The sequence below is a fragment of the Sorangium sp. So ce381 genome, assembly GCF_051473845.1.
Lineage (GTDB): Bacteria > Myxococcota_A > Polyangia > Polyangiales > Polyangiaceae > Sorangium > Sorangium atrum.
Genome location: NZ_CP150336.1, coordinates 11,810,388 through 11,836,759, shown reverse-complemented (window position 1 = coordinate 11,836,759; position 26,372 = coordinate 11,810,388). Strand labels below are relative to the sequence as shown.

Sequence of the window (26,372 nt, the reverse complement as noted above, 5' to 3'; positions counted from 1 at the left end):
GTTTACTTGAACGATCAGTCAAAAATAGCGCGCGGCGAGGGCACGGTCCGGGGCGGAGCGCCGCGCGATCAGCGCGGGCGCAGGCTCTGGACCGCGAAGGCCGCGACGTCGCGGAGGGCTTCGGTCGACGCGCCCGCCTTGGCCTGCACCTTCATCCCGCTGAGCGTGGCTGCGAGGAAGCGAGCGGCCTCGAGGCTGTCGATCGCGCTGCCGATGTCGCCCTCCGCCTTGCCGTCGTCGATGACGTCCTTCAGCACGGTCTCGAGCAGCGCGGCGCTGGTCGCGGTGAGCGCGCGCACCTCGTCGTCGTCGCGGGCGAGCTCGCAGACGGCGTTCACGCCCATGCAGCCGAGGGAGCGCGCCGCGCCGTGCTCCTCGGCGAGGTCGACGAGGACGCGCTCGAGCGCCGCGAGCGCGGTCGGTCCGGCCCGGAGCGCCTTGATCACCGAGGCGATGCTGTCGGCGTTGTAGGCGCGGAGCGCCTCCAGGAAGAGGCGTCGCTTGTCGCCGAACGTGTCGTAGAGGCTCTGTCGGCCGATCCCCATGGCACGCACGAGATCCTCGGTCGAGGTGCCGGCGAAGCCCTTCTCCCAGAAGACCGGGATGGCGCGCCGGAGCACCTCGTCGCGATCGAACTCCTTGGGACGGGCCACGGAGAGAGCATGAACGTTCTGGACTGCCAGGTCCAGAAAAAAAAGAGCGCCCGGGCCCGTCGCCCACGTCCACGGGATCCGGGCGACCGTGTACGAGGCGGACGCCTCCGCCGAGGCGCGCACCCGAGGCGGGAGGCTCGACATGCAGGACGACAAACGACGACAACGGCCAGCTCGATGCTCCGGCCACGCTGCTCCGCACGAAGGTCCGAGGAACCCCGGTCGGCCTTTCGCGCCCAGAACCGAGGTGCTCTATTCCAGCAACACCGGCTCGACGGTGAGGTTGTACGTCACATTGAGCTCGAACCCGCTCGAATTCTCGGCATGGATAAAGATCGTGTGCCTGCCTGGCGAAAGCGGCGGGAGCAGCACGTAGATCCCCTCGTCGACGCTGGGCGAATAGATCCCTGCCGGCACATCCTCGCCGCATGGCGCGTCGAACAGGTTGTCTTCGGGCACCGTGATCGCGAAGGCATCGGACCGGACGTGGCGCGGATGCCTGACCTTCGCGCCATCGACCGTGGCGTACGCGTCGGTTATGCTTTCGATGAACGGATGTATCCCCTCGAACAGCTCCTGGGCGCTCAGGTTCGCCGCGCCCTGCCCGCACACGTTCGGGCTGTTCCAGCCCAGGATGTTCACGATCGGAAAGAAGATCTTTCTGTCCTCGGGCACGGTGCAGCTTCGGGTCACCGTTCCTCCAAAGACCGTGCCCGCTAGAAACCAGACGTCGCCCCGCTGACCGACCATGCAATCTTCCCCAGTCGTGTCTTCCAGAGGGTTTACGGGGCTCGGTATCGACGTTGCCCATTGCCACCACGCGATGCTCAGATCGCGGTAAGGCCTGGGGCCGGCGGGCCCCGTTCCGGTCGGAGCCATGACCCCGAAGCCGAGCACGATCATCGCGACGAGGCTCCTCGCGCTGCTCTTCATGGCGCTCTCCTTCTCACGAGGGACGGAGCCATGCTCTGCCCTCGACGTGGATACGCTTGAAACATCAAATAAAGAAATGTCTCCCGGCGACAACGATACCCACAGCGTGACCATGTGCAATCGAGCAAGCCTGTCACGCGAAGACGAAGACAGGGAGACAGAACGGACACCGATATCCCCCCTGTGTCCCCGTCATCGAGCAAGGCCTCTCCGGACGGAGGACATCATTGCTCTCCTACGAATGAACGTGAATGTCCAGGTCAGCAGCCCGGGCCGCCACGAGGCGCACGCGCTCCGCGCTCGGTCACGACAGGCGTGCTCGCGCCCGGCTCACCCGGCCGCGACGCACAGCACGTCAGACCGATAATCCACCGCGCTTCATCGTGGCCTGGATGAGCCCGTACGGGGAGAAGGTCGCGCACGGCCGCCACACGTTGCACGCGCCGTCTTGACGGGCGAGCGCGCCCGCGCATTCTGGCAGCCATGTCCCTACGCCGCGCGCCCGTCGCTCCGCTCGCCCTGCTCACCTCCCTCCTCCTCGCCGCCCCCGCCGCGGCGGCCGTCGTGCCGGTCGGCACGACCGACGAGCTCGTCGCCGCGATCGGCGCGGCCAAGGCGGGCGACGAGATCGTCCTCGCCTCGGGCACCTACGCCTTCGACGGCGTCTCCTGCGCGGCCGCAGGCACCGAGGCCGCGCCGATCGTCGTGCGCGCCGCCGAGCCGCTCGGCGCGATCCTCGAGCTGTCGGGCGTCGAAGGCTTCAAGGTCAGCGGACCGAACTGGCACTTCGAAGACCTCGATATCCGCGGCGTCTGCGCCGACGACTCGGACTGCGAGCATGCCTTCCACGTGTTCGGCGCTGCCAGCCGCTTCACCCTCCGCCGCTCGAGGGTGCGGGACTTCAACGCCCAGCTCAAGATCAACGCCGCGCAGGTGGGCGGCGTCTGGACGGCCCCCGACGACGGGCTGATCGAGCGTTCGGAGCTGTTCGACACCCACCCGCGCAGGACCGGCAATCCCGTCACCAAGATCAACATCGACGGCGGCAAGCGCTGGACCGTGCGCGACAGCTACCTGCACGACTTCCAGAAAGACGGCGGCGACACCGTCAGCTACGGCGCGTTCATGAAGAGCGGCGGCTCGGACGGGGTCTTCGAGCGCAACCTCGTCGTCTGCACCACCGCCGGCTCGCCGGACGGGGCGCGCATCGGGCTGTCGTTCGGCGGCGGCGGCACGGGGGCGCAGTACTGCGCGCCGGCCTACGATCCCGACGTGCCCTGCGAGGTCGAGCACACAGGCGGGACGATGCGGAACAACATCATCGCGAGCTGCTCGGACGTCGGGGTCTATTTGAACCGCGCGACGGACACGCGGCTTCATTTCAATACGCTGATCGCGACGAGCGGGATCGACTTCCGCTTCGCGACGACGAGCGGCGTCGCGCGCGGCAACGTCCTCACGGGCAAGATCCGCGACCGCGACGGGGGCACGCATGAGGAGAGTGACAATCTGGCCGAGGTAGGACTCGCGACGTTCCAGACGTGGTACGAAGATCCAGGTCTCGGCGACCTGCACCTCAAAGGGGATGTTGCGCCGCTCGTCGGCAAAGCGCCCGCCGAGGCCGCGGTGACCGACGACTACTGCGCGCGCGGGCGGCCGGGCAGCGGGAGCTTCACGCTCGGCGCGCTCGAACATTCGCTCGGCGACTGCGCGACGGTGCCGCCGCCGGGGCCCTCCGGCGAAGGGGGCGCGGGCGGCGGCACCACCGGCTCGGGCGGGATGGGCGGCGGCACCGGATCTGCGGGTGGGACGGGCAGCGGCGCCGGCTCCGCGGGCGGGGGCGAGGCGGGCGGCGCAGACGGCACGGGCGCAGGCAGCGGCACCGGCGCGGCCGGCGGGGGTGGCGACACCTCCAGTGACGGCGAGGGCTGCGGCTGCCGCGCCGCGGGCGTCGGCGGGAATCACACCCTTGGCCTCCTGGCGGCGGTCCTCGCCGCGCTCGCCCTCCGGCGACGACAGGCCTCCTCACCGCTGAGCGACGCCAGGTAGGTGGAGAGGGGCGACTGCGATCCACCCGGGCTCGCGGTGGACCGCAGGGTCGGCCATACTGCGCAGCATGACGAAGGGAAGCTGCCCATGAGGACCACGCGCTCCATCCGCGGCAGCGACCATGCGCTGGTGCAGCGGATCACGCACGTCGCCTATGGCGACGACACGCAGGACCAGTCCCTGCCCGACGGCTGCTGGGACCTTGTGTTCATGAAGCGCCGTGGCCGGCTGCAGGTGCTGCATACCGGTCTGATCACGCACCCGGTAGCGCTGGGCTACGAGACCGGCGACGAGTACCTGAGCATCGCCTTCCGGCCAGGCGTGTTCATGCCGGGGGTGCCGGCGATGGGCATGCTGGACCAGGGCGTGCTGCGCCCGCTGGCGAACCCGCGCTCGTTCCTGCTGGGGCCGCGAGCCTTCGAGGTGCCCGACTTCGAGAACGCCGACGATCTGGTGGCGCGCCTCATCGGGGCCGGCCTGCTGGTGGCGGACCCGGTGGTGTTCCGCGTGCTGCAAGGCGATCGAGCCGGCACCAGCCTGCGCTCGGTGCAGCGCCGTTTCCTGAGCGCCACCGGTCTCACGGCCAAGCAGCTGTCGCAGATCCACCGTGCGCAGGCGGCGCTGCAGCAGCTGATGCATGGCAATGCGCCGGCCGACGTGGCTGCCGCCTGCGGCTACGCCGACCAGGCGCACCTGGGCAATTCGCTGAAGCGGATCATGGGCAGGACGCCCGGCGAAGTCGTGCGGGCTGCGGCCCGGCCCAGGGCTGGGCGCTGAGGGCCCAGACGGTCCGGCGAGTCCCGAGTCTGTCGTTTTCTTCCAATACGGGGCCCACCCCGGTGGATACGGTGCCATCGCCGGCTCGCACCGGCGAGCTCGACCAACCCGAGGACTCCCATGCACCGCGACTCCGAGATCCACCCCTTCCGCATCGACATTCCGCAAGCCGACATCGACGACCTGCGCGAACGCCTGGCGCGCACGCGCTGGCCGGCGCAGCTGCCGGGCGGCGACTGGGTGAGGGGCGTGCCGGTGGCCTACCTGCAGCGGCTGGCCGCGCACTGGCTGCACCACTACGACTGGCGACGCTGCGAGGCCCACCTGAACAGCCGCCCGCAGTTCACCACCCGGATCGATGGCCAGACGATCCACTTCGTGCACGTGCGCTCGCCCGAGCCGGACGCGCAGCCCCTGCTCTTGCTGCACGGCTGGCCCGGCAGCTTTGCCGAGTTCGATCGCGTGGTGGACGCGCTGTCCGACCCGCGCCGCCACGGCGGCGACCCCTCGCAGGCGTTCCACCTGGTGATCCCGTCGATCCCGGGTCACGGGTTCTCGATGCCGCTGGCCGACGCCGGCTGGAACCACGGCCGCTGTGCCCGTGCGCTGGCGGCGCTGATGCAGCGCCTGGGCTACACACGCTACGGCGTGCAAGGCGGCGACGTGGGCGCGTTCATCGCGGTGGAGCTGGGCCGCCTCGACAGCGAGCATGTCAGAGGCGTGCACTGCAATGCGCTGGTGACGTTTCCATCCGGCGACCCCGCCGAGTTGGAGGGCCTGACGGCCTCGGAGCAGCAGCGCCTGGAGCGACTGCAGAACTTCCGCGACCGGATGATGGGCTTCGCGCACATCCAGGGCACGCGGCCGCAGACGCTCAGCTACGGGCTGCATGATTCGCCGGTGGGCCAGCTGGCCTGGATCGTCGAGAAGTTCAAGGAATGGACCGATCCCGCGGCCGCTCTGCCGGAGGACGCGGTGGGCCTGGACGCGCTGCTGGACAACGTGAGCCTGTACTGGTTCACCGGCACCAGCGGCCCCTCGGCCAACCTGTACTATGAAGCCTTCAACGACCCGTCCGCCTGGGCGCCCAAGCCGCGCGGCACCGTGCCCATGGCCGTGGCCGTGTCGCTGACGCAGGACGTGGCGGTGCGCCGGCTGGCCGAGCGCGACCACCACATCGTGCGCTGGACCGAGCTGGCGAGCGGCGGGCATTTCCTGGCGACGGAGGCGCCCATGGCGCTGGCCGGCGATCTGCGGGAGTTCTTCGGTTCGCTGTCCTAGGACCTTCCACGCCGCTCGCTCGTATGCCGCTCGGGCCTACTTGCTTCGGTCCAGCTTCACGACGCGTGTGCCCGCGATGTGATCATGCACGCAGCGCCGATCCTTGCGAAAGATGAACAACGGGTTGACGATGCTGAGGACGCCGCCCACGTACGGGATCAGAGCCACCAACGACATCGGCAGGAGCCGTCGCAAGGCGATCGTGCCGAAGGCCGCGGGCTTGCCGTCGCTGGCGTTGACGATCTGTATGCCCAGCGCCTTCTTGCCGATGGTCTGCGCGCTGCGGGCGAGGAACGTGCCGTGCAGCACCAGGGTGATCGCTAACCCCGCCAGCGCCCACAACAACGATTGCCAAAACGGCGGCTCGGAGATCTTCGGAAAGTCGCGATAGACACCGGCGAAATACTGCAGCGGGACGAAGATGATGATCGCCAGAACCCCGTCGATCATCGCCGCCCAGAAGCGCGACATGCGCGACGCGCTGCCATCGCGGGCTCGCTCCGAGTCAGCCATCGGCTCGATCGAGGTCGGCGGTTGATACGGGTTGGGAGCGAATTGGGCCATGGCTCATGCAACGCCGACCGCAGCCGCGCGTCAATTGGCGACCACGGTTCCGACGATGGTGCCCTGCCGCCGCTGCTGGTCGACCATCGAGGGCGACGGCCACCTCTCTGCGTCGAAGGTGCGGGCGCCGCCTCGTCCGCCATGTTCCCCCGCGCCCCGCCGCGAGGGCTGTCCGGTTGGCGCAGGAGCAGAGCGCGACACGGGCGACGAAGCTAGGTGTCCGCCAGCAGCAACCGCTCGGCGGCGTCGGTGTGCATTGCGCGGATGGCGTCCAGCCGAGCGCGCCACGCGGGGCTGTCTCGGAGTTGCTTCTCGACCTGCAGCGACAGCTCGGCAGCCGACAGCGCGGCCCCCAGTCCGCCATGCTGGATGAGCCAATCGACGAGGGAGGCGGCGAGCCCGGGATCCTTCAGCTTGCCTGTGGAGGGGATCCGACGCGCAGGCTGTTCGTCTACCAGGGCGAGATACTCCGACCATAGCTCCGTGGCGAACCTGACCTCGACGAGATCGACGTCGAGGATCTCCTTCAGCGAGGCGGCGGCCGTGAGGCGCAGGCCTGCAGCCTTCTGAGCCAGCCCGAGCGCGATCCGGAACGCCCGTGGCCTGGGCGCGAGCCGCGCCAGTCGAGCCAGTGCCCAGGTTTGACCGCCGCTCGCTGCTGCGACGAGCCGGGCCAGCGCCGCCTGCCAGCAGGGTAATCCGGCGTCGTCAGGGAGGCGGCTCAATGACTCGACGGTCTGGACCAGGACGCGGCCGGAGGTGCGCGCCTCGGCGAGGAGCCTGGTAGCCAGACCAAGCCCTTCCGAGCACAGGTCATGCTGGGCGATGCAGACGCCCGCTGCCGTGGAAGCGACACGCTCGTCGCCGGATTCGACCAGCACCTCGGCCAAGGCCACGAAGCCGCGGGCCACCGCGGGTCGCGTCTGCGACTCGTTCGGGAACAGGAGCCTCGACCCGGGGTTGAGCAGCGGCCACGTATCCGGCAGCGTCGTGATGCCGTCGATGAGCACCTGTCGGACGTCGGCCTGGTCGACGAAGCGCAGCAACCCCGCCAGGATGTCCGGCCGGATGCTGGGGTGCAGGTCCTCGGACCGCCACGCTTCCATCAGGAGGTCGCGGGCCTCCACGGTCGCAGAGGCTGAGACCCTGTTGGCGGCGTTCTTGCGGTTGACCACCGCGCAGTCCTTCGACAGCAGCAGCGCACGGTACGGCGCCAGATCGAACGGACCGGGCATGCGCTCGGACAGCACGTTGAGGGCGCTCATCGCCGCGCGCCCCACAACGCCGGATCTTCGCGCGCGCTCCAGGAACAGCCGCCGGAGCTCGGTGGTCGGCGGAGCGATCCGGGCGCAGCGCGCCAGGATCGCGGCGGCGACCGGCCCGGCCGCTCCCGGCAGCAGCTCGAGCAGCAGCGGCGCGTCCTCGACGCGGCCGATGGCCTTGACGCGCCTCGAGAGATCGAGGCTGGCGTCCCGTGCCACCCGCAGGAGATGCTGCGTGAAGCGCCTGCGCTGGGAGGGCGTCCACCGCCCGGGGGCCGATCGTGAGATCGCCGCCACCAGATCGGTCTTGTGGGGATCGGTGGTGTCGTCCCGATCCAGCAGCTCGTCGACCAGGGCAGTCTCCTTCAAGCTGATCTCCGGGACGTATCCCATCACCTCGTCCAGCGGCCCGCCGCAGGTGACGGGCTTGCGCGGAGGCCGCGGCGCCTTCGGTGTTCTTCCGAGGAGCAGGTCCAGGATGAGCCGCTCCGCCTCGGGCTCGTAGCGGCCGACCGCCACCGGTCCCAGCATGGGTGTGGTGCCGTCGAGGCGCACGCCCTCGTAGGCCGCATGGAGCTGGGCGGCGAGACCTTCGGCGATGCGCAGCGGGCTGGGCAGATACTCCATGGACGGCGGCTTGTGACCAGGCGCCGGCGCCTTGTCGGCGCGCCAGCGCACCCGGGGATCCAGGCGAATTTGAACCAGGAGCCCGAGCAGCTGCGCCGCGCGCGGGATGTCGTCCCGGAGGATCGCGGCGCCGATGGCCTTGTGCACGGCCCGCTCGGCCTGTGCCAGGGTGGTTGTGTTCGACTCGCGCGACTGCACTGTTGTGAGCAGGGCGTCCCGATAGGTCTGCACGGGGATCTCCGAGACCTGACGATCGGACAGCTGGGCCAGCTCGGCCATGACCAGGTGGCGGCTGGAGCCATGCCATGCCGGCTCCACCTCGGCGAGAACGGACGCGCAGGTCGCCGGGTCGGCGCCGCGGCGGAGCGAACGCACCAGCGCAACCATGCGCGCCGCGCGCTCGCCCCGGTCCCTGGCCGCGCCCAGCGCCTCGTGCTCGGATCGCAGCTGGGCGAGGTCGAGGTGCTTTTCGATGGCCTGAAGCCGCTTGCGCCGCGTGTCCGGATCGACGGGAGGACTCAGGGCCGCCGCCGTGAGCCGCGCGACGCTCGCCGGTGGCATCGTGGCCAGCCGCGCGTCCATGCCACGACGGGGCGACCATGCCGCCGTCGCGGCCTGTTCCAGCTCGGCGCCAAGAAGACGCTCGCGCTCGGTCAGGGGCAGGAAGCGGAAGAGCGGATCGGCGGAGGCGTCGAGGGGCTTGCACCGGTTCCGGAGCTCCAGCACATCCTCGGCCGGCAGCGTCGAGAGCGGCAGCGATCCGGAGGGAAGCGGAAAGTTGGCGAGAGAGACGGTCCAGTCGTTCCGGCGCAAGACCTCGAGCAGCTCGGCCGGGCAAGCCATCACCAAGGCGTGGATCGCCCGCCCATCCAAGGCATCCCGCCGCACGAGCAGCGCCAGGGCCTCCCTCGGATATCGGGTGCAGAACAGCGTGGCCTCGTCCGCCGTGATCTTACGCCTCGTCGCCAGGGCCACCCGAAGGCCCCGCTCCGGCGCGCGCGTCACCAGCTCGCGCCACGCGGCCTCGTGCTCGGCCGCGTGATGTTCCAGCGTGTCGAGATCGCATGTCGCGAAGAGGCGTGTCGCGAGCCCCACACCATGCCTGGCGATGACCAGCGGGATGACCGCCGTCGCCTGGGCGACGAGACGGTGCCTCTGCATGATCATGACCACCCCGCGTGCCTCGCGGCGATTCCCCTCGCGCAGCACGTGGAGCAACGCCTCGTCGGACACGGGCACTCGGCGCGCCGAGGAGAGCGCGGCCCGACGCATCATGGGGTCGCGCAGCGCCCTCTCGATGCGCGCCACGTCCCGACGATAGGTCGCCAGGTCCAGCGCCAGCCGCCGCTCGTCGCCGTCGCCCCCGTCCAGCGCAGCCATGACTGAATCGCCCGTGGCCTGATCCCAGCCGCGGGCGAGCAGGGCAAGCGCCCGCCCTCGCTTCGCGAAGCTCAGGCTTCCGAGTCGACGGACCTCCGACAGCGGCTCCAGCATCCTCCGAGTCTAGACGAACGCGACGCCGCCGACGACGACGTGTGGGGCGTCGCGGCTCCCGCCGATGCTAGCAGGGGCAGGCGGCGTAGCCCGGGGCAGCGGCGTACCGAGCTTCGAGCATGGCCCGGAACGCCTCGGCCCTCGTGCTATTCTCGAGCGCGTGGGGCAGCCTGCCCGCGTCGCACCCGCTCTGATCCTCGTCGGGGTCTCCTCGTTCCTCGTCCTCACCGCGCTCGCCGCAGCGGCGTATCCGGGCGGCACCTTCTGCGACGCGAACGCGCCCGGCTACGAATTCTGGGGCAACTTCTTCTGCGACCTCACGCAGCCCGTGACCCAGCGCGGGGTGGACAACGCGCGCGCGCGCTCGCTCGCGCAGGCCTCGTTCGTCTGCTTTTCCCTCGCGCTCGTCCCGTTCTGGTGGGTTCACGGCGCCCTGCTCGGCGGCCGGCTCGGCGGCATGGTTCGCGTGTTCGGACTGCTCTCCGCCGCCGGCACGAACCTGATCGCGTGGCTGCCATCCGTGGTCTCACCGCGGCTCCACGCAGTGTCGGTGTTCGCCGCGACGATCCCCGGGCTGCTGGCGACGCTCTTCGGCGTGACCGGCGCGTTTGCACAGGGCAACGCGGGCGAAGGCCGCTCGTCACCGTTGCGCTTCTCGGCGTGGCTCGGTGCGCTTTCGCTCGCGCTCGGCAGCGCGGACGCCGCGTACTACGTGTATGCGATTGCGGTGCCGGGCTGCCACATCTTTCTGCCAGTGCTTCAGAAGCTCGCGGCGCTCTCGGTGATCGGGTGGATGGGCACGATTGCGCGCGTGGGTGCCACGCGTGGGGCGCGCTAGCGCGTCGGATGGCGCCTGTGAGCCTTGCGGTGCAGAGCCGATCCGTGAGACTTTCCGTGGGGGGACGTTACAAAAGGCGACGAGCTAGACGGACCTGGCCCGGCGGTTTCGGTTGACCAATCGACAGATAGTTAGTTAGGCGGCGCAATGGAAACCACTTCACTGCCCATGGCACCTCGTATCGCATCCTGCAGCTGCGGCCAATTACAAGCGAGAACTGCTCGCGAGCCTGTTCGCGTTTCCGTGTGCCACTGTCTAGCGTGCCAGCGCCGTACCGGCAGCGTCTTCGGTGCTCAGGCTCGCTTCTCGAGCGAAGCAGTCACCATCGTCGGCGAGAGCGTCGAGTACGTCCGCGTCGGGGACGAAGGCACAAGAAGCACTTTCAGATTCTGTCCTCGCTGCGGTGCCACAGTCTACTACACCCTCGAAGGTCATCCCGAGTCCGTGGCAATTCCCGTTGGCGCATTCGCCGATCCTGAGTTTCCAGCCCCAACGTTCTCGGTCTACGAGGAGCGCATGCACTCTTGGGTCAACATGCCCCCTGGCATCGAGCACATGGCATGACCCAAGGAGCAGCGGCTTCTGAAAGAGCGAAGTTCTCCTGATCGCGGAGCAGCTGGCCGCTCCAGAGCGACCTCGGCGGCTCTCGTCGGGGTGTTCTGGTCGCTGGCGTTGCTCGCGCATGCTGCCGCCGCGATCGCAGCTTGGGCGCTGCTTCCCGGCGGCTTTCCCCTCCTTCACGCGCGTTTCTTCGCGAACCGCGCTCTGCCGGCGGTCGCGGTCGGGAGCGTGATCGCCATCGGTGTTCTGGCCGCGCGACGGTCGACGGGCGCGCGTGTGTTGCTGTTGCTCTTTCCGGCGGCGTGGCTCGGGGTTGCTCTCGCTGCAGGGACCATGTTCTCGGAGAGCGGCGGGACGGTCGCGTTCGGTGCGGGTTGTCTGGCGGTGGTCTTGTCGCTGGGCCTCGCGATGGCGTGGTGGCGGTTCGGGGTGCCGCCGCGGCTGACCTGGCTCGCTGCGCTGCCCGGTGTCGTTCTCGGTGCGGGGTTCGTGGCCGCGCAGCGGGCGCCGGAGCCTTCGACAGCTCCGTTTGCTGCGCCCGAAGTCGAGCTCGGCGGCGATCGCTCGACGCGATCACTCGCTGGGCCCGCTTCGTTCGACGTGGCCCCGTGGCTTCGCGTGATACCGGACTCGGGTGAGGTTTCGCTTCAGGCGGGCGCGGTGGGCATCGTCGTCGAGCCGCGGCTCGAGTTCATCTCGCGCTCGCCGGACCGTTTCTGGACGGTGTTCGCGCCCCTGCAATGGCGCGGCGACTCGCCCGTCCGTCGTTTCGAGCGCGCCGATCGCGAGCTCGCGGTGGGCTACTCGGACGAGGGGAGCCTGCGGGTGAGGGCCACTTCGGATCAATCTGCCGCCATCGACGCACGAACCGCGCTTCAGGTGCCCGTGTTCTCGCACCTGAACTCCTTCACGCGCGTCTCGATCACCGGCCATCGCCGGCTCGGCTTGCGGTTCTCGCCTTGCCCCGAGGTCGTGGTCGAGGTGATCCACTTCGACTATCCGTTCGGCGCGCCCGCGCGCTTCGCGTACCTCGACGCCGGCGGCACGTTTCGCGTCGTCCAGGCGAGCGACGCCGAGAAGGGGCCGTTCACGACGCTCGGCGAAGGCCGGCTCGCCCGCGGCGAACCCCTGAGCGTCGCGCTCGTCGAGCAGGGAGAATCGCCACCCCGCGAGCTCGCGACGATCGTCTTCCGCGACTGGTCACGGCAGCTCTCGACGGAGCTCTCGCCCACCGCCGGCTGGGGCCTGCCGCAGAACGCGTTCGAGTTCGGGCTCGCCTCGAACGCCCCTTCGTCCGCGGCCTACCTCACGCTCACGTTGGCCGGGACGAGCGTCGGGCGCGGCTGGGACAGCGTGGGTCACGCCGCCGGCAGCTACACGAATCGGATCGAGATCCGGCTGCCGCCGTCCAGTTGAAAGAAAGGGCACGCTCGCTCGTTCTATGGTTTGCGCCGTCGGCGATTCGGGTCGAACATGGCGGCCATGAAGGTCATCGTTACCGGAACGACCGGCATGGTCGGCGAAGGCGTGATGCTCGCTTGTCTCGGGGATCCCACGGTCGAGCGGGTCCTGTCGGTGGCACGCCGGCCGTCGGGGCACGCGCACCCGAAGCTCGAGGAGTGCTTGATCCCCGACTTTCGCGAGCTCGGCGCCTTCGAAGCGCGGCTCTCGGGCTACGACGCGTGCTTCTACTGCGCCGGCGTGAGCTCGGTTGGCATGAGCGAAGCGGACTATACGGCGATCACGCACGATACGGTGCTCGCCTTCGCGACGGCGCTCACGCGCCTCAATCCCGGCATGGTGCTCACGCACGTTTCGGGTGCGCACACCGACTCGAGCGAGCAGGGCCGGGTGATGTGGGCGCGCGTGAAGGGCAAGGCCGAGAACGCGCTGATGCGCTTACCCTTTCGCGGCGTTTACAACTTCCGGCCGGGCTTGATGACGCCGGTGCCGGGACAGAAGAACCTGAAGCGAGTCTACCGCTTCCTGCTTCCGCTCGTCCCGCTCATGAAGCTCGTGCTCCCGGCCCTGAAGCTCGAAGAAGTGGAGCGCGCGATGGTGCGCTCCGTGACGAGCGGGGCGCCGAAGCAGGTGCTCGAGGTCGCCGACATCAAGGCGCTCGCTTCGGCGTAGCTCACGGGCGCCGGGGGAGAGGCAGAGTAGAGCGAGAAGAATCTATTCTCTCCTCTCTTGGCGCATTGGCGATTGAAGCTCTCTGTCTCTTCAGAGCCCGTGCATACCTCTCAGTAGAGCGGGTGGAGCGGGATCAGCTCCGCGATCTCGTCGAGCTCCGGATCGCCGCCCGGGTTCGCCGCGATCACCTGCTCGCGCGCGGCGTGCAGCGCCTCGCTCGTGCCCGCCTTGAGCGCCTCGGCGTAGGCCACGATGGCCTTGCCCTTGACGAGCTGCTCCTTGCTCCCGGCGGCGAGCTCCGCGAGGGTCGCCTCGCGGCTCGCCTCTTTCGGCTCATGGGTGAGCGGCGTCTGCCAGCGCGCGCGCACGGTGAGGGTATCCTCGTCGTTGATCACGCCCGGATCGCACCCCCGCACGAGCTGGCTGAAGATCATCGCGTCGCCCGGCGCGAGGTGCTGCGGCTCGACCTCCTCGGCGTTTGTCGAGTACTCCTCGCCGTAGAACTTCTCCATCTTGAAGTACCACGGCATGGTGAGCTCCACCTGGACGCCGCGGGCGGCCACCTCCATCACCTCCGCGAAGCGATCCCGGAACATGTGGAACGCCTCGTCCACGTCATCGAGATAGACATAGGCGCCGCGCCCCTTGTCGGTCACGACGTCCATGAGCACATCGTTGTAGCCGAACGCCGGACCCGTCCCCACGCCCACGAGGTAGATCGCCTCCTGGTCGGCGTCCTCGGCGTGCAGCGCGATGAGCTCCTCGGAGGTGACTCCCACGTTGGCGCCGCCGTCGCTGACGAGGATCACCCGGTTGATCCGGCCTTCCTCGAAGTGCTCCTGGGCGAGCTGATACCCGACCCGGAGGCCGTTCTCGAGATCGGTGCCGCCGCTGGCGGAGAGCGCGTCGGCCGCCGCGAGCAGCGCCGGGTCGTCCGGGCCGTCCACCACGTGGCCGCTCAAGATCACCGAATTCTGGGTGTTCCAGGTGACCATGTTCACGACGTCGCCCTCGGATAGGCTCGCGGCGACGGCGCGCACCGTGGCCCTCTCGCGCGCCATCGGCTCACCCTCCATCGATCCGGAGGTGTCGAGGACGAACGTGACCGCAATGGGGCGGCGCGGGCTCGGCGGATCGTAGGAGCGAACGCCGATCTGAAGGGCGTAGGTCCCCGCCTCGTCACCGGCCTCGATCTGGGGCTCGACGCGGAGCTCGCCCTCGTCCGGCGGCGCGTAATCGATGCGGTAGTAATTGAGGAACTCGTACGTGCGCACCTGCCGCGGCTCCGGCGCGCTGCCCGAGCGGAGCAGCTCGCGCACGTGCACCGGCGAGCTCATCGAATTGGAGTCGTCGGCCGACAGGTACAGGACCACGGGCTGGCTCGAGTCGAGCCCCTCGCAGGTGAACGCCTGGGCCGCGCCGGCGTCCTCGTCGGACGGCGCCAGGGGCGGCTCGGACTGGGCTCCATCGACCTCGCCCGCACCGGTGCCGGCGCCGGTGCTGCCGGTGCCGGCGCCGGTGCTGCCGACGCTCCCGTCGCCGTTGACGAAGGGCGGCTCCGGGGAGGAACCTCTGCCGGGACCGAGATCCTCCGAGTAGCCGGCGTCCAGGCTGCAGGCGGCGAGCCCGGCGCCGCCAAGGAGGACCGCCGATACAGCGTAAAGACAGAGAGATAGGGACGCGGGAACGGTTCGCACTGGCACCCTCCTCCGCGATGCGACCGCATCGCGCTCGAGACGGCCCGCCGAGCAACATGGGTGCCGCGCGCGCAATGCCATCCGGACGCCGCGCCGCCCCCGAGCGCCGCTGGTCCGATCGCGCCGGATCGCGCGGGCCACACAGCTCGAACCGAGGCCATCTGCGCTCCGGCGTCAAATACCATGACAGCGTTGTCAGGTTCGCGTCTCAGCATGGCGCACGCTGGCATTGCTCGGCCCACACGGACGCTAAACAGGCGTTGCCCGGAGGCCCTTTTGGGTCCGTCGTCGTGGAAAGCGCGCGCATCTTCCGTTCGCATCTCGGGCATCGCAAAGCATCGAACCCGAACGTGCGTATCATGAGCACGGCTCACTCGACGTAGCGCGACATTGCGAACAACGCCCCGTCGAGCAGCGGCCCCAAGTCCAAGACCGAGATCAGCGTCGGCTCATCCTGGAGAGCGCCCGCGCGCCGGCGCTCGCTGGCCATGGCAGGCTGGAGCCGATGGTGGCCTGCGGCAGCGCGCCGGCGGAGCGATCGCACGAAAAGGTCGGATTTTTGGAGCTCTCGGCGCGGAGCCGACGGCGAACGGTCGAGCTGGCGCTTTGGGCCACGCGCTCCGGCGCCCGGTGATAGAACGACCGCCGTGAATCCGCACACGGACGCTGGCCCGACGAGCAGCGACTACCTGGATCGCCTGATGCGTCGCGGGTCGTTCGAAGCCCTGTGGCCGCTCTTCGCCAAAGCCACGCGCCCCGCCAAAGAAATGACCGAGAGCTATTCGGCGCTCGAGCACCTGCGGCCCTTCATGTCCGGCGCGCCGTGCCGGGTCATCCACGTCGGCGACGGCGCCCACGCCCGCACCGGGGCGTTGTTCGCGCTGAAGACGGAGGCTGAGAACGTCAGCGTCGATCCGGTGCTCAACGAGCCGCTGGTCGAGGCCTGGCGCACCAGATTCGGCATCCGCCGCTTCGCCTGGCAACGCGCCGACGTCTTCGCGGCCATCGAACGGCTCAACGCGTTGCCCGACATGCCCGTGCTCGTCACGTTCGTGCACGCCCACGTCCCCATCGACGATGTCCTCGCCCGGCTGCGCTGGAACGTCGCGTACACGCTCGCCTGCTGCCAGCCAGGTCATCAGCTGAGCCAGCAGCACGACGTGCTCGCGACCGGCGAGGACCCGTACGTGTTATCCAGCGGACGGCGCTTCCAGGTGCTCGCCCCGCGCGCGTGAGCGCGGGACGCCGCGGCAACGCGCGCGCCGGCCGTCAGCGCACCACAGTGCGGACGCCATGTTTCCATGATGCCTTCTCTCCGGCGGCGGTTCACCGGCGCTTTCGCGATCGTCGGCCGGTGATGGTATAGGGCCTCATCCATGATCTCCCGCCGCGCCGTGATCGCCGCAGCCGGCCTGTTCTCCGCCGGCGCGCTCGCCCCGGGCCTGGCCCGCGCGGCGGGGCGCGTGCCCGCGCCCTTCCCGGCGTTTCCCCTCTCGATCGGGGTGACGGAGGAGGAGGCGGGCAAGCCGGTGCGCGACGACGCCTGGATCGACGCGCAGATCGCCGAGGCGGTCCGGCTGTTCGAGCCCGCCGGCGTGGCCCTGCGCAAGGTCGGCTCGCGCGCGCTCGCCCCGCGGTTCTCGCGGATCGAGACGCGCGAGGACCGGGACGCGCTCGCCTCGGCGATCGAGGCGCGCCGGATCAACGTGATGGTGGTCGCGTCGCTGCGGGACGTCGACGATCCGCGGCGCTTCCGGATGGGCGTGCACTGGCGGCACCGGGCGACGCCGGAGCGGCGCTTCGTCATCCTCGCTGCGAACGCGCGGCCCACCGTGCTCGCGCACGAGCTCGGGCACTTCTTCGGGCTCGGGCACAGCGGCGTCGACGACAACGTGATGAGCTACGCGCGCACCGGAGCGCCCGTCTCCTTCGACGCGGCGCAGATCGCGAAGATCCGGTCCGCCGCGCGCGGGTACGCGTCGAGCAAGGCGTTCGAGCCCGCCTAGACGGGACCTCCGGGGCTCCTCCGTGCCCCGCCGCTCAGCCCCCGCCGGCGCAGGACGCCGAGGCGTGGCGCGGGGTCGGGCGTCGATTGGCGTCAATTGGCGTCGATTGGCGTCGATTGGCGTCAATGTCGCGAGCATGCCTACTCATCGCGAGCCATCCGACACGCAGGAGTGGCCTGGATCTCGGCTCGATTCGAAGAGGACGCGAGACCCATCACGCGCTCGTTCGAATTCACGAGCGACCCGAGTAAACTGTGCGGGAATGTTCGACCTATCGAAGCTCGTGGCGCTGCGCATCGCGGGGGTGTTCGTCTTGGCCTCGCTCGGGGGCTGCTCCAGCGAGGCGCGCGATGACGCGAAAACGCCTGAGCCTGCGCCTGAGCCTGCGCCTGAGCCTGCCCCGAAGTCGTTGTCCGTCGTGTTCACGCCGAAGGGAGGCACCTTCCAGGCGTCCGAGCCCGTGGAGCTCACGGTCGAGGACGAGCGCGCTGTGGTGCATTTCACGACCGACGGCTCGCTGCCCACCGCGAGCTCGCCTGTCTACGCCGAGCCGCTCGTGCTCACCACGTCCACGCGGGTGCGCGCCCTCGCCGTCGTCCCTCACGCCGCGCCTTCCGGGGAGGGGGGCAACGGCGGCAACGGCGGCATCGGCGGCAACGGCGGCAACGGCGGCATCGGCAGCGACGGGGCCGACCTCCTCGGGCCGATCGCGACCGAGGCGTATTTCAAGGTCGACGCCGATAGCGCGGAGTTCAGCTCGGAGTTGCCGATCGTCGTGATCCACACCTTCGAGTCGAAGGAGCTCGACCCGCTCGGAACCGAGTTCGTCCCGGCCACATTCATGCTGCTCGAGCCCAGCGCCGGGCAAACCAAGCTCCTGGGCCGCGCGAGCTTCGATGGCCGCATCGGCATCCACGTCCGCGGCGCGACGTCTCGCGAGTTTCCGAAGAAGCAATACTCCGTCGAATTCCGCGACGACGCTCTGGACACGGATCTCGACAGGGCGCTCCTGGGGATGCCGGCGGACTCCGACTGGGTGCTGAGCGATCCGGTGAGCTTCGACCGCTCGCTGATCCGCAACGCGCTCGCCTTCGAGATGAGCAACCGCATCGGCCGGTACGCGCCGCGTACGAGCTTCGTCGAGGTGTTTCTCGTCGACTCGGGGGCTGACGTGGCGAAGAAGAGCTTCCTCGGGTTCTACACGGCGATCGAGAAGATCAAGCGCGGTAAGGATCGCGTCCCGGTGGCCAAGCTCTCGGCCGGCGACCTCACGGAGCCGAACGTGACGGGCGGCTTCATCTTGCGCGTCGACAAGGGCGAGAGTCAATTCCAGGCCGGCGGCCTGGAACTCCAGTCCGTGTACCCCGATCCGGAGGAGATGCTGGAACGCGCGCGAAAGCCGCAGCTCGACTACATTCGCCGTTACGTCGACGACTTCGGTGAGGCCGTCAACGCGGATGACTTCAAGCAGCCCAGCAGCGGCAAACACTACTCGAGCTTCATCGATCAAGACGCCTTCATCGATCACAACATCATCGGCGCCCTGACGAAGAACGTCGATGCCCTGCGGATCAGCACGTACTTCTTCAAGGATCGACAGGGCCTGCTCTCGGCCGGTCCCGTGTGGGACTTCGACCGGAGCCTCGGGACGCCCTACGACGAACGCGCGTTCGAGCCGGAAGAGTGGAAGCTCGAGGGCTCCGACGGGACCGACTACTTCACGGAGGGCTGGTGGGGGCCGCTGTTCCGCGATCCAGCGTTCAAGGCGCGGTACAAGGCGCGATTCTTGGCGCTGCTCGAGGGCGAGCTCGCGCCCGACGAGCTCGACGCCATGGTGGACGGCCTGGTGCGCAAGGCGGGAGCTCCGGCCGTGGAGAGAAACTTCGCGCGCTGGCCGGATTCCCCGCCTCTCGATGGGTCCTACGACGCCGAGATCAGCCTCCTCAAGGACTTTCTCCGCAGGCGGGCGAGCTGGATTCGCGACGAGCTCATGACGTGGTGAACGTGCGTTTCATGAGCACGGCCGAGCTTTCATCGCGTACACGGCCGGCATGAGGTAGGGTCATGCCTGCGTTCGATGAGCAACGACCACGAGAAATGGATGCGCCTCGCGATCGAGGAGGCCGAACGGGCGCGCGGAGGAACGGGCGACAACCCTTGGGTCGGCTGCGCGATCGTGAGCGCCGCCGGGGAGCTCCTCGGCAGCGGGCATACCCTGGGGCCGGGTGAAGATCACGCGGAGATCGCCGCGGCACGCGCGGCGCACGCGCGCGGGTTCAGCGTGGTCGGAGCGACGCTGGTTTCGACCCTCGAGCCCTGCTCGTTCCACGGCCGCACGCCGGCGTGCTCGCGATCCATCATCGAGCGCGGCGTGGCCCGCGTCGTGATCGGGATGAACGACCCGAACCCGCGCGTCGACGGCGCAGGCGTTCGCATCCTGCGCGAAGGGGGCGTCGAGGTCGTCGAGGGCGTATGCGAAGCGGAAATCCGCCGGCAGCTCGGGGGTTGGGTGCTCGATCACCATCCTCACGAGCCGCTGCGGCGCGCGCTGACCTTTCCGGCATCGGACCGCGTCCCGCGGCTCGCGGAGATCTACGGCGTCGATCAGTCCCGAATCGAGGCGCTGCTCGCAAAGCGTTAAGGATCGCACAGAGATGGCTTCGCCGAAGTACTGGGCGCGCTCGCGGATCGAGTAGAGCAGGCTCGTGACGCTCCGCGCTTCCCCGAAGGCGCTTCTGTCGATGGCGGCGCTCGCGCTCCTCGGCGCCGCTGCGCTCGCGTCGCGGCGCCCCGCGCCGAGCGCGCCCGCTCCTCCGGAGCCCCCGCCGCCCGCTCCCGCGACGCTTTCTCCCCCGGAGGGCCCGGCGGCCGGCGCCCCCGTCCAGCCCGAGGTGATGACCGTCGAGGGAGAGGACTACCGCGTCCATGTCATCGCGTTCCGCCTCGCGAACGCCCATTTCGAGGTCGTCGACGTCGAGATGTCGCGCGACGTCGCGGGGGTGCTCGAACGCACCCGCGCGTCGTTCGTCATCAACGGTGGCTTTTTCGATCGACAGAGGAGACCCGAGGGGCTCGTCGTGGTCGATGGCCGGGAGCTCGCGCCGCTCGCGCCCTCGCTCGGGGGCGGCGTGCTGGTGGTCTCCGGCGGCCGCGCCGCCCTGCACGACGCCGCCGGGTTCGTCCTTTCGCCCGGCGCTCACCTCGCGGTCCAGGGGCTGCCCCGGCTGGTGCTCTCCGGCCGCCGGAACGTGCGCAGCGACGGCGGCCCGCGGGCGGAGCGGACGGCGCTGTGCGTGCTCGACAGGGGGCGGCGCATGGAGGCCATCGTCGCGCGCGGGGACCGGGCGCAGAGCGGGCCTACGCTGGGGCTGCTCGCCGACATGCTGGTGGCGCGCGGATGCGAGCAGGCCCTCAACCTGGACGGCGGACCCTCGACCGGCCTGGCGTGGCGCGAGGACGGCGGCGCGCGCGAGATGGCGCCGCGGGGGCCGATCCGGCACGCGATCGCGGTGCGGCTGGATCCCTGACAGGGGAATGCGGTTCTGAGGCCGGAGTGGACCGCTCGCGTCCTCTGCAGCGCGACGGCCGGAGGTTAGAACCTGCCCTCTTGTCGCGACGCGATCACGGCTCTTCGAGCCGCGAGCGGACGACCTCGCCGTCGAGCGTGCTGCCGTCGGCCTCGATATAGAGGTGATCGCCCACGATCGTGACCGCCCATTGGCGCCGCAACCCCGTGTTCTCCGCGAGCGCGGCGACGAGGCGATGGTCGACGGTGGAGAGCGAGATCGCGCCGGTGACCTTGCTCGCGCGCGAGGCGGCCTCACGCGCGCCGGACACGAGCTCGTCGCGCCGGCGCGCGTCCGAGAAGAGCGCGTGAACGGCCACGCCCGCGTTGTGCTGCACGACTCTCTTGAGCTTCTCGAACGGCGCCGCGCCGCACTCGATCCAGGTGAGGACGCGGCCCGCGGGATCGCGCGTCCAGAGGTCTGCCCCCTCGGCGTCGGCGAGCCCTGGGCCGAACGCGAGGCCCTCTTCGTGAAAGAGGCAATACGCGAGCACCCGCAGCATGACGTGCTCGGCGCTCTCCGACGGGTGGCGGGCGACGATCACCCGCTCGCTCGCCTCCCGGCCGCGATCGACGTGCGAGAGGTCGATGCGGAAGTCCATTCGCGTCGAGGGGAGTGCCATCGATGCTCCCGCTAGCCTCGGTGCGCCGCGCCGCTGTCGCCGGACGCGGCTTCGGGCAACGCCGCTGCCTCTTCTTGTTGCTCCCGCCGCAGACGGGCGTCGAGCACGAACGGGCCGAAGGGGATCAGCGACGCGAGCAGCGCTCGGAGCCCCTGCCCCACCGACCAGCGCCCGGCGGCCACCGCCTCGATCACGCCGAACACGTAGAGCACGAACAAGAGGCCGTGCACCATACCGACGACGCGGACCGCGGCCGGAAAGCCTGCGAAGTACTTGAGCGGCATCGCGACCCCGAGGAGGAGGAGAAACGACGCTCCCTCGCCCAAGGCGACGAGACGGAACCTTCCGACCGCTGTGTTCAACATCGATGACCTCCGGAGCGCGCCGCTGTTCGCATCGCGCGCGACCCGCGCTCCAGCCGGATACCACGCGAGCGAAGGAGAGGCCATCTGGAACGTGTTTCACCCCTCGGGGCGTCGATCTGGGCGACGTAGCCGCCGGCGTTCCTGTAGAGCTCTCACAGCGGCTCGATGCTCAGAAGATCGCCCGCCAGGTGATAAACGCGGTAGTGGGCGCCGTGCGTCGTGAGCTCCCACGCTTTCTGCGAGACGACGAAGGCGACTCCGCCGATCGCGTAGCGCCATTGGCTCGGCATGCCGCCGCGGCCGTCGACGTGCACCTTTTGGAGCGGCCCCTGGGCGACCAGCGCGGGGCTCTGGGCGTACGTCTTGCGCCTCGCGCTGACCTTCCAGAACGTCAACAGCGCGCCGATACCGAGCAACCCGCCCAGCACGACGCCGCCCCCGCCGAGCGCGTAGAGCCCGTTCATGTCGGTGTCGGAAATCGGCTTCGAGTAATCGTCGTGGAGGTAGAGCGCACCTCCGACACCCCCGGCGGCGACGAGTAACCCGAGCAGCAGCAAGAACACCCCGCAGCCGATGCCGGAGCTCTTGCCGCGCTTGGCCTGCGCCGGATGAAGGCGCCCTTGCCGGTTCATCTCGAGCTCTTCGAGCGTGAAGCCGTGGGCCGCTCCGAGGTCTCGGAGGTACGCCTGCCGCGGGTCGGAGGGCGAGGCCATCATGCGAGCCTCGAGTGACCCAGGGCGATCAGGGCGTCAATGGGGGCTTCGAGCTCGGCGGGCTTCAGCGGCTGACCGCCGTAGGAGAGACAGAGCTCGCCGTTGTCGTAAGAGAGCCCTACCTGATTCATGGGCAGCTTGAGCAGCGCTGCCTTCACCGCCGAGTTCATGAGCGCACGAGAGAGGGCGGGCGAGTCGCTCCTGAGCGACATCATGCGATCGAAGTTCGGGTCGCCCGTCGGCACCAGGTGGTGCTGCGGGCCACCCGCGCCGCGCGTGATCTGGAGCGAGAAGCGATGCGGCGCCGGATACAACGAGCGCGCATAGAAGGCCGTGGAGGTGGTTCTGGTGTTGCCCACCATGCTCCAGCTGGAGATGACGCGGAGCGGCACGTTCTGCACGGCGCCGGTGAGCGACTTGACGTGGCGCTGTGACGTGAGCGCGTTGCCCTCGTTCTGTTGATCGAAGGTCAGCCCGTACCTCGTCGCACAGTTCGGCCAGACCGCGTCCGTCGCGCGCGAGAGCTTGATCGCGCTCGCCACGATCGCGACCAGGACGAGGGCGCCCGCCCCGAGCCCCAACCATTGGAGAAGTTCATACGTGCTCATGTCGTGTTCGCTATCTCGGGAAGAGATTACTCGCCTTTGGAGAGGCGCGACAACGGACCGCTCTCGCGCCGCGAAATTCCCTGCAGTGAGGAAACTCACCACCGATCACAAGAAACGACGAAACACGGGCCACCCACCCTTCGGCGTTTCGAATGAACGTGTTGCGATGATCAAGATTCGGCGAGGTGGGACCGGTGGGTCGTGGTCGGGAGGAGCGTGCTTTCGAGAGGATAGCCCACGCGAAGCCATTCCGACCTGTCAAGAATTTCCCACCAACGAACGGCAGTTGACATAACGTGAAAAGTACAGATCCACTGATCCGCCTACAAAAACCGAGAGATCCAATGAGCTCACCCGGCCGTGTAATATTGCCTACACCACGCGGAAAAAGACCCGTGCCGAGGTGTGCGATGGTCGGCCTGCGCGCCGGAACAGCGGCGTTCCGGTGCCCGATGGATCTGGAGTTCCACCAGCTCGCCCCCGAAAGCCGTGGCGTGAGCGTGGTCCCTTCGATGCATGGCTAAATTATTGATATGGCGTTACTTTTTCAGGGGGTGTCGAATCGCATAGAAGAAATGTTCGGTCAACACGGGGGCAGGTCCCGCAATTGGGGCTTGATGTTTCCGATACGCTTGGAGTTCCTTCTCCCCGCGTTACTCGTTCGTCCTGGTCTTCGACCGGATCCTTGCGCGACCACGCATTCGCGCATGACTCGGGCTTGTCGTGCAGCGCTCGGGCGGACCGCTGCACCGGCGGCGGACAGCGCTCTCGACAGGAACACCGCCGTGGGCATGCCCGTCAAGAGCTGGTAGGGTCCGAACAACCACGACGAGGAGAGCTCCTCCATGTTCTCGTTCGACCGGAAGCCGCGTCCATCTTTGGCGCCTTCTCCTGCCGCGAAGCCTGCGTCGCAGCGCCTGGTCAATGCGCCGCCGATGAACCCGCCCTGGTTTCGGCTGGCCACGTCGAGCAACGCCGGAGCGGCGACTTCGTCCGAGCTGACCGAAGCGAGACGGCGCGACTTCGAGCCGCGCTTACCCGCTCTTGCAAGCGCTCCCTGGTCGCGCGTCGCGCGCGCTGGTTCGGAGACAGAGGCGGAGGCCGAGGCATCTCAATCTGTCGCACCGGGACCTGTCGCACCGGCTCCCCGGTTCGATTGGGCCCGCTTCGCCGTCAGGCCGCCGCCGATCCAGCGGAAGGCGACCATCAGCTCCCCGGGAGACCCGTACGAGCGCGAGGCGGACGAGGTGGCCGACAGCGTGATGCGGACGGCGGAGCCGGGGTCCAGCGACTCGGCACCTGTCTCGATCCAACGTAAGTGCGCGGCGTGCAAAGACGAGGAGAGCACGACGATCCAGACCAAGCGCGCGCCGTCGGCGGGCGCCGGAGCCGGTCTGGACACCGGGGCCGCGGTGCGCGCGGCGCAGCGCGGCGGACAGCCGCTGCCGGCCTCGCTCCGCGCTTGGTTCGAGCCGCGCTTCGGGCGCGATCTCGGCGGGGTGCGAGTGCATACGGACAGCGAGGCCGCGGACGGTGCGCGGGCGGTGCGGGCGCGCGCGTACACCATCGGGAGCGACATCGTGTTCGGCTCCGGCGAATATGCGCCCTCCACGGTGGAGGGCCGCCGGCTGCTCGCGCACGAGCTGACGCACACGATCCAGCAGCGCGCCCTGCCGAGCGGCGGTGGCCCTGGCTCAATCCACAGGCTCATCCAGCGCTCGTGTCACACGGTGGCAGCCAAGGAGACGATCTACGGTATCGCGTCGAAGTACGGTGTCACGGAGGAGGCGCTGCTCGACGCCAATGGCCTGAAGGCCACGGACACCTTGCCGGTCGGGAAGACGCTGGTCGTGCCCGACGGCAAGCCGTGTTCGCACACGGTGGCGTCGGACGAGACGCTCTACAGCATCGGGCGCATCTACGGCGCCACGGTAGACGACATCAAGGCAGCCAACAAGCTGACCAGCAACACCATCGCCCCGGGGCAGGTGCTGACCATCCCGGTCGCGGGCGGCCCCAGCTCGGTGAGCTACACGGTGAAGGCGAAAGACACGCTCTACTCGATCGCCAAGGCGCACGGGGTATCGGTGGCCGATATCCAGAAGGCCAATGGAATGACCGGGACCGACATCGCGATGGGGCAGACGCTCACGATCCCCATGGCGGGCGGCACGCCGGCGCCGGCCAAGCCGCCCGCGACACCGGCGGCGACGCCGGCCAAGCCGCCGGCGACACCGGCGGTGACGCCGGCCAGTCCGCCCGCGACGCCGGCCCCGACCAAGCCTGCTGCGACGCCGGCCCCGGCGAGCACCTCGACCGACTCCGGCCACGACCCGGGCAAGGACTATGCGAGCGGGGTGATGCGCGAGGACAGCTTCCTGCGCAAGTCGGACAAGGCGACCTATCAGGTGTCGGGTGGCGTCAGGCTGTTCTTCCAGACGGGTGACACCGTGACGCTCAAGGCGAGCTCGGCGGACTGGATCGAGGTCGAAGGGCCGGTGTTCAAGGCGGGCAAGCCGGCGGTCGCGGCGGGGACGGGCAAGGGCTGGATCATGCGCGCCTGGACCTCGATGACGATGGGCGACTACAAGGACGTGCCCGTTGACGATCGCACGGAGGACTACGGAAAGCTCGCGTCGGGCTCATTGCCCAAGAAGGATGTGAACAGCGTGATCCTGCACCAGACCGGCAGCAGTTCGGGCAGCAGCACGCTGGCCGGCTACAGCAGCCGGATCGCGGCGAAGCAGACCATCGGCGCGCACTACCTGATCGACGAGAACGGGAAGATCACCCTGACCGTGCCGGTCGACAAGAAGGTGTCACACGTCGGCAAGACCAAGCCGGGATACGACACGTCCAGCAACTCTCACGCCATCGGCATCGAGCACAGCGGCGCCGAGGAAGCGCTCGATCTGCCGTCGAGCTCCAAGGACACCGCCACGATCGCCGCGAACCGCGCCGCCATCAAGGCGATGGAGCTGTCGCCGAACCTGAAGGCGCGGCTGATCGCCATGAAGGACGCGGAGCTCTACCAGGTGGCGCGCGACAACAGGGACCCGGATACCAAGGTGAAGAAGTGGTACCTCTACGGCGACATCAACGCGGCCCAGAAGCGCTCGTCGTTCGTGCTCGCCTCGAAGCTCATGGCAGACTTCGGGCTGGCAGAGAAGGATCTGCTCCCGCACGAGACGGTGTCGTGGAAGACCATCGGCGAGGGCGAGAACATCAAGGAGTACCTGGCCGCGCGCAGCGCTTATCCGGGCCTCGTGATCAGCCTCAGGAAGCTGGTGAGCGGGGACGCCAAGCTGGCCGCGGACGTCACGCTCGCCAAGATCGTGGCCGACGAGGAGACCACGGTGGTGGCGCTGGCGGTGGACGCGACCGCGGCCGAGAACACGGCGCTCGCGACAGAGAAATCGGGCGGCAAGGGGGGCGTCGCCACCGCGCGGGAGGCGCTGCGGACGGCCTTCTACAAGAAGTTCTGGGCCCGGCACACGCAGCTCGTCGACCTGGTGAAGTTCCTGGGGGCGTCGGGCTCGAGCAAGCCGGCCGAGCTGGCCAAGAAGCTCTCCGCGTGGGTGACGTGAGCGGGCGCGAAGCTCACAGCGCCGGTGCAGGCGCTG

General features: G+C 69.1%; 22 protein-coding genes. 13 read left to right on the top strand and 9 right to left on the bottom strand.

Annotated elements, in window-relative coordinates:
* Positions 1-68: 68 nt before the first annotated feature.
* The gene (locus WMF29_RS44370) at positions 69-653 is read right to left on the bottom strand and encodes a TetR/AcrR family transcriptional regulator (RefSeq protein ID WP_437326078.1); all 585 of its coding nucleotides are present in this window, start codon (positions 651-653) and stop codon (positions 69-71) included.
* Positions 654-905: 252 nt separating this feature from the next.
* On the bottom strand, positions 906-1,586 hold the full coding sequence (locus WMF29_RS44365) for a hypothetical protein (protein ID WP_437326077.1): 681 nt from the start codon (positions 1,584-1,586) through the stop codon (positions 906-908).
* Between the two features lie 483 nt (positions 1,587-2,069).
* Between WMF29_RS44365 and WMF29_RS44360 the strand changes: the two genes are divergently transcribed.
* The 3 genes from WMF29_RS44360 (at position 2,070) to WMF29_RS44350 (ending at position 5,693) form a co-directional block, all read left to right on the top strand.
* Positions 2,070-3,635, top strand: a complete 1,566-nt coding sequence (locus WMF29_RS44360) for an MYXO-CTERM sorting domain-containing protein (protein WP_437326076.1) — start codon at positions 2,070-2,072, stop codon at positions 3,633-3,635.
* Between the two features lie 87 nt (positions 3,636-3,722).
* Positions 3,723-4,412, top strand: a complete 690-nt coding sequence (locus tag WMF29_RS44355; RefSeq protein ID WP_437326075.1) for a helix-turn-helix transcriptional regulator — start codon at positions 3,723-3,725, stop codon at positions 4,410-4,412.
* Positions 4,413-4,532: 120 nt separating this feature from the next.
* Entirely contained in the window at positions 4,533-5,693 is a 1,161-nt protein-coding gene (locus tag WMF29_RS44350; protein WP_437326074.1) for an epoxide hydrolase family protein, read from the top strand.
* Positions 5,694-5,729: 36 nt separating this feature from the next.
* Here the strand turns inward: WMF29_RS44350 and WMF29_RS44345 are convergent, their stop codons facing one another.
* Together WMF29_RS44345 and WMF29_RS44340 are read right to left on the bottom strand one after the other, a co-directional pair.
* Entirely contained in the window at positions 5,730-6,257 is a 528-nt protein-coding gene (locus tag WMF29_RS44345; protein WP_437326073.1) for an RDD family protein, read from the bottom strand.
* A gap of 212 nt (positions 6,258-6,469) precedes the next feature.
* A complete protein-coding gene (locus WMF29_RS44340; RefSeq protein ID WP_437326072.1) occupies positions 6,470-9,640 on the bottom strand; it encodes a hypothetical protein in 3,171 nt (1,056 codons plus the stop codon).
* A gap of 160 nt (positions 9,641-9,800) precedes the next feature.
* On the opposite strand from WMF29_RS44340, the gene WMF29_RS44335 reads away from it, so the two are divergent.
* The 4 genes from WMF29_RS44335 to WMF29_RS44320 all read left to right on the top strand — a co-directional run bounded on the left by WMF29_RS44335 (position 9,801) and on the right by WMF29_RS44320 (position 13,172).
* Positions 9,801-10,478 (top strand): hypothetical protein, encoded by a 678-nt coding sequence (locus WMF29_RS44335; protein WP_437326071.1) that lies wholly within the window; start codon positions 9,801-9,803, stop codon positions 10,476-10,478.
* A gap of 168 nt (positions 10,479-10,646) precedes the next feature.
* On the top strand, positions 10,647-11,042 hold the full coding sequence (locus tag WMF29_RS44330; protein WP_437331236.1) for a GFA family protein: 396 nt from the start codon (positions 10,647-10,649) through the stop codon (positions 11,040-11,042).
* Between the two features lie 330 nt (positions 11,043-11,372).
* Complete coding sequence (locus WMF29_RS44325; RefSeq protein ID WP_437326070.1) at positions 11,373-12,455, top strand: hypothetical protein; 1,083 nt, start codon at positions 11,373-11,375, stop codon at positions 12,453-12,455.
* A gap of 66 nt (positions 12,456-12,521) precedes the next feature.
* Positions 12,522-13,172 carry an NAD-dependent epimerase/dehydratase family protein gene (locus WMF29_RS44320; RefSeq protein ID WP_437326069.1) on the top strand — a complete coding sequence of 217 codons (651 nt, stop codon included), beginning with the start codon at positions 12,522-12,524 and terminating at the stop codon, positions 13,170-13,172.
* Positions 13,173-13,282: 110 nt separating this feature from the next.
* Here the strand turns inward: WMF29_RS44320 and WMF29_RS44315 are convergent, their stop codons facing one another.
* Complete coding sequence (locus WMF29_RS44315; protein ID WP_437326068.1) at positions 13,283-14,869, bottom strand: vWA domain-containing protein; 1,587 nt, start codon at positions 14,867-14,869, stop codon at positions 13,283-13,285.
* A gap of 647 nt (positions 14,870-15,516) precedes the next feature.
* Here WMF29_RS44315 and WMF29_RS44310 point away from each other — a divergent pair.
* From WMF29_RS44310 to WMF29_RS44290, 5 genes are all read left to right on the top strand, one after another.
* Positions 15,517-16,104 (top strand): hypothetical protein, encoded by a 588-nt coding sequence (locus tag WMF29_RS44310; protein WP_437326067.1) that lies wholly within the window; start codon positions 15,517-15,519, stop codon positions 16,102-16,104.
* 141 nt (positions 16,105-16,245) lie between these two features.
* Positions 16,246-16,875 carry a hypothetical protein gene (locus WMF29_RS44305; RefSeq protein ID WP_437326066.1) on the top strand — a complete coding sequence of 210 codons (630 nt, stop codon included), beginning with the start codon at positions 16,246-16,248 and terminating at the stop codon, positions 16,873-16,875.
* A gap of 262 nt (positions 16,876-17,137) precedes the next feature.
* Positions 17,138-18,877: a CotH kinase family protein gene (locus WMF29_RS44300; protein ID WP_437326065.1), complete on the top strand. Its 1,740-nt coding sequence runs from the start codon at positions 17,138-17,140 to the stop codon at positions 18,875-18,877.
* A 75-nt stretch (positions 18,878-18,952) separates the two neighbouring features.
* Complete coding sequence (locus WMF29_RS44295; protein WP_437326064.1) at positions 18,953-19,516, top strand: deaminase; 564 nt, start codon at positions 18,953-18,955, stop codon at positions 19,514-19,516.
* Positions 19,517-19,580: 64 nt separating this feature from the next.
* The gene (locus tag WMF29_RS44290; protein ID WP_437326063.1) at positions 19,581-20,402 is read left to right on the top strand and encodes a phosphodiester glycosidase family protein; all 822 of its coding nucleotides are present in this window, start codon (positions 19,581-19,583) and stop codon (positions 20,400-20,402) included.
* A gap of 94 nt (positions 20,403-20,496) precedes the next feature.
* Here WMF29_RS44290 and WMF29_RS44285 read toward each other — a convergent pair whose 3' ends face one another.
* The 4 genes from WMF29_RS44285 to WMF29_RS44270 all read right to left on the bottom strand — a co-directional run bounded on the left by WMF29_RS44285 (position 20,497) and on the right by WMF29_RS44270 (position 22,749).
* Positions 20,497-21,063, bottom strand: a complete 567-nt coding sequence (locus WMF29_RS44285) for a YaeQ family protein (protein ID WP_437326062.1) — start codon at positions 21,061-21,063, stop codon at positions 20,497-20,499.
* A gap of 11 nt (positions 21,064-21,074) precedes the next feature.
* Positions 21,075-21,428, bottom strand: coding sequence for a DUF3817 domain-containing protein (locus WMF29_RS44280; protein ID WP_437326061.1), 354 nt, complete (start codon positions 21,426-21,428; stop codon positions 21,075-21,077).
* Positions 21,429-21,580: 152 nt separating this feature from the next.
* A complete protein-coding gene (locus WMF29_RS44275) occupies positions 21,581-22,144 on the bottom strand; it encodes a hypothetical protein (RefSeq protein WP_437326060.1) in 564 nt (187 codons plus the stop codon).
* The gene (locus WMF29_RS44270; RefSeq protein WP_437326059.1) at positions 22,141-22,749 is read right to left on the bottom strand and encodes a hypothetical protein; all 609 of its coding nucleotides are present in this window, start codon (positions 22,747-22,749) and stop codon (positions 22,141-22,143) included. Before WMF29_RS44270 ends, WMF29_RS44275 begins: the two co-directional genes overlap by 4 nt.
* A gap of 1,247 nt (positions 22,750-23,996) precedes the next feature.
* Between WMF29_RS44270 and WMF29_RS44265 the strand changes: the two genes are divergently transcribed.
* A complete protein-coding gene (locus tag WMF29_RS44265; protein WP_437326058.1) occupies positions 23,997-26,336 on the top strand; it encodes a LysM peptidoglycan-binding domain-containing protein in 2,340 nt (779 codons plus the stop codon).
* Positions 26,337-26,372 lie beyond the last annotated feature (36 nt).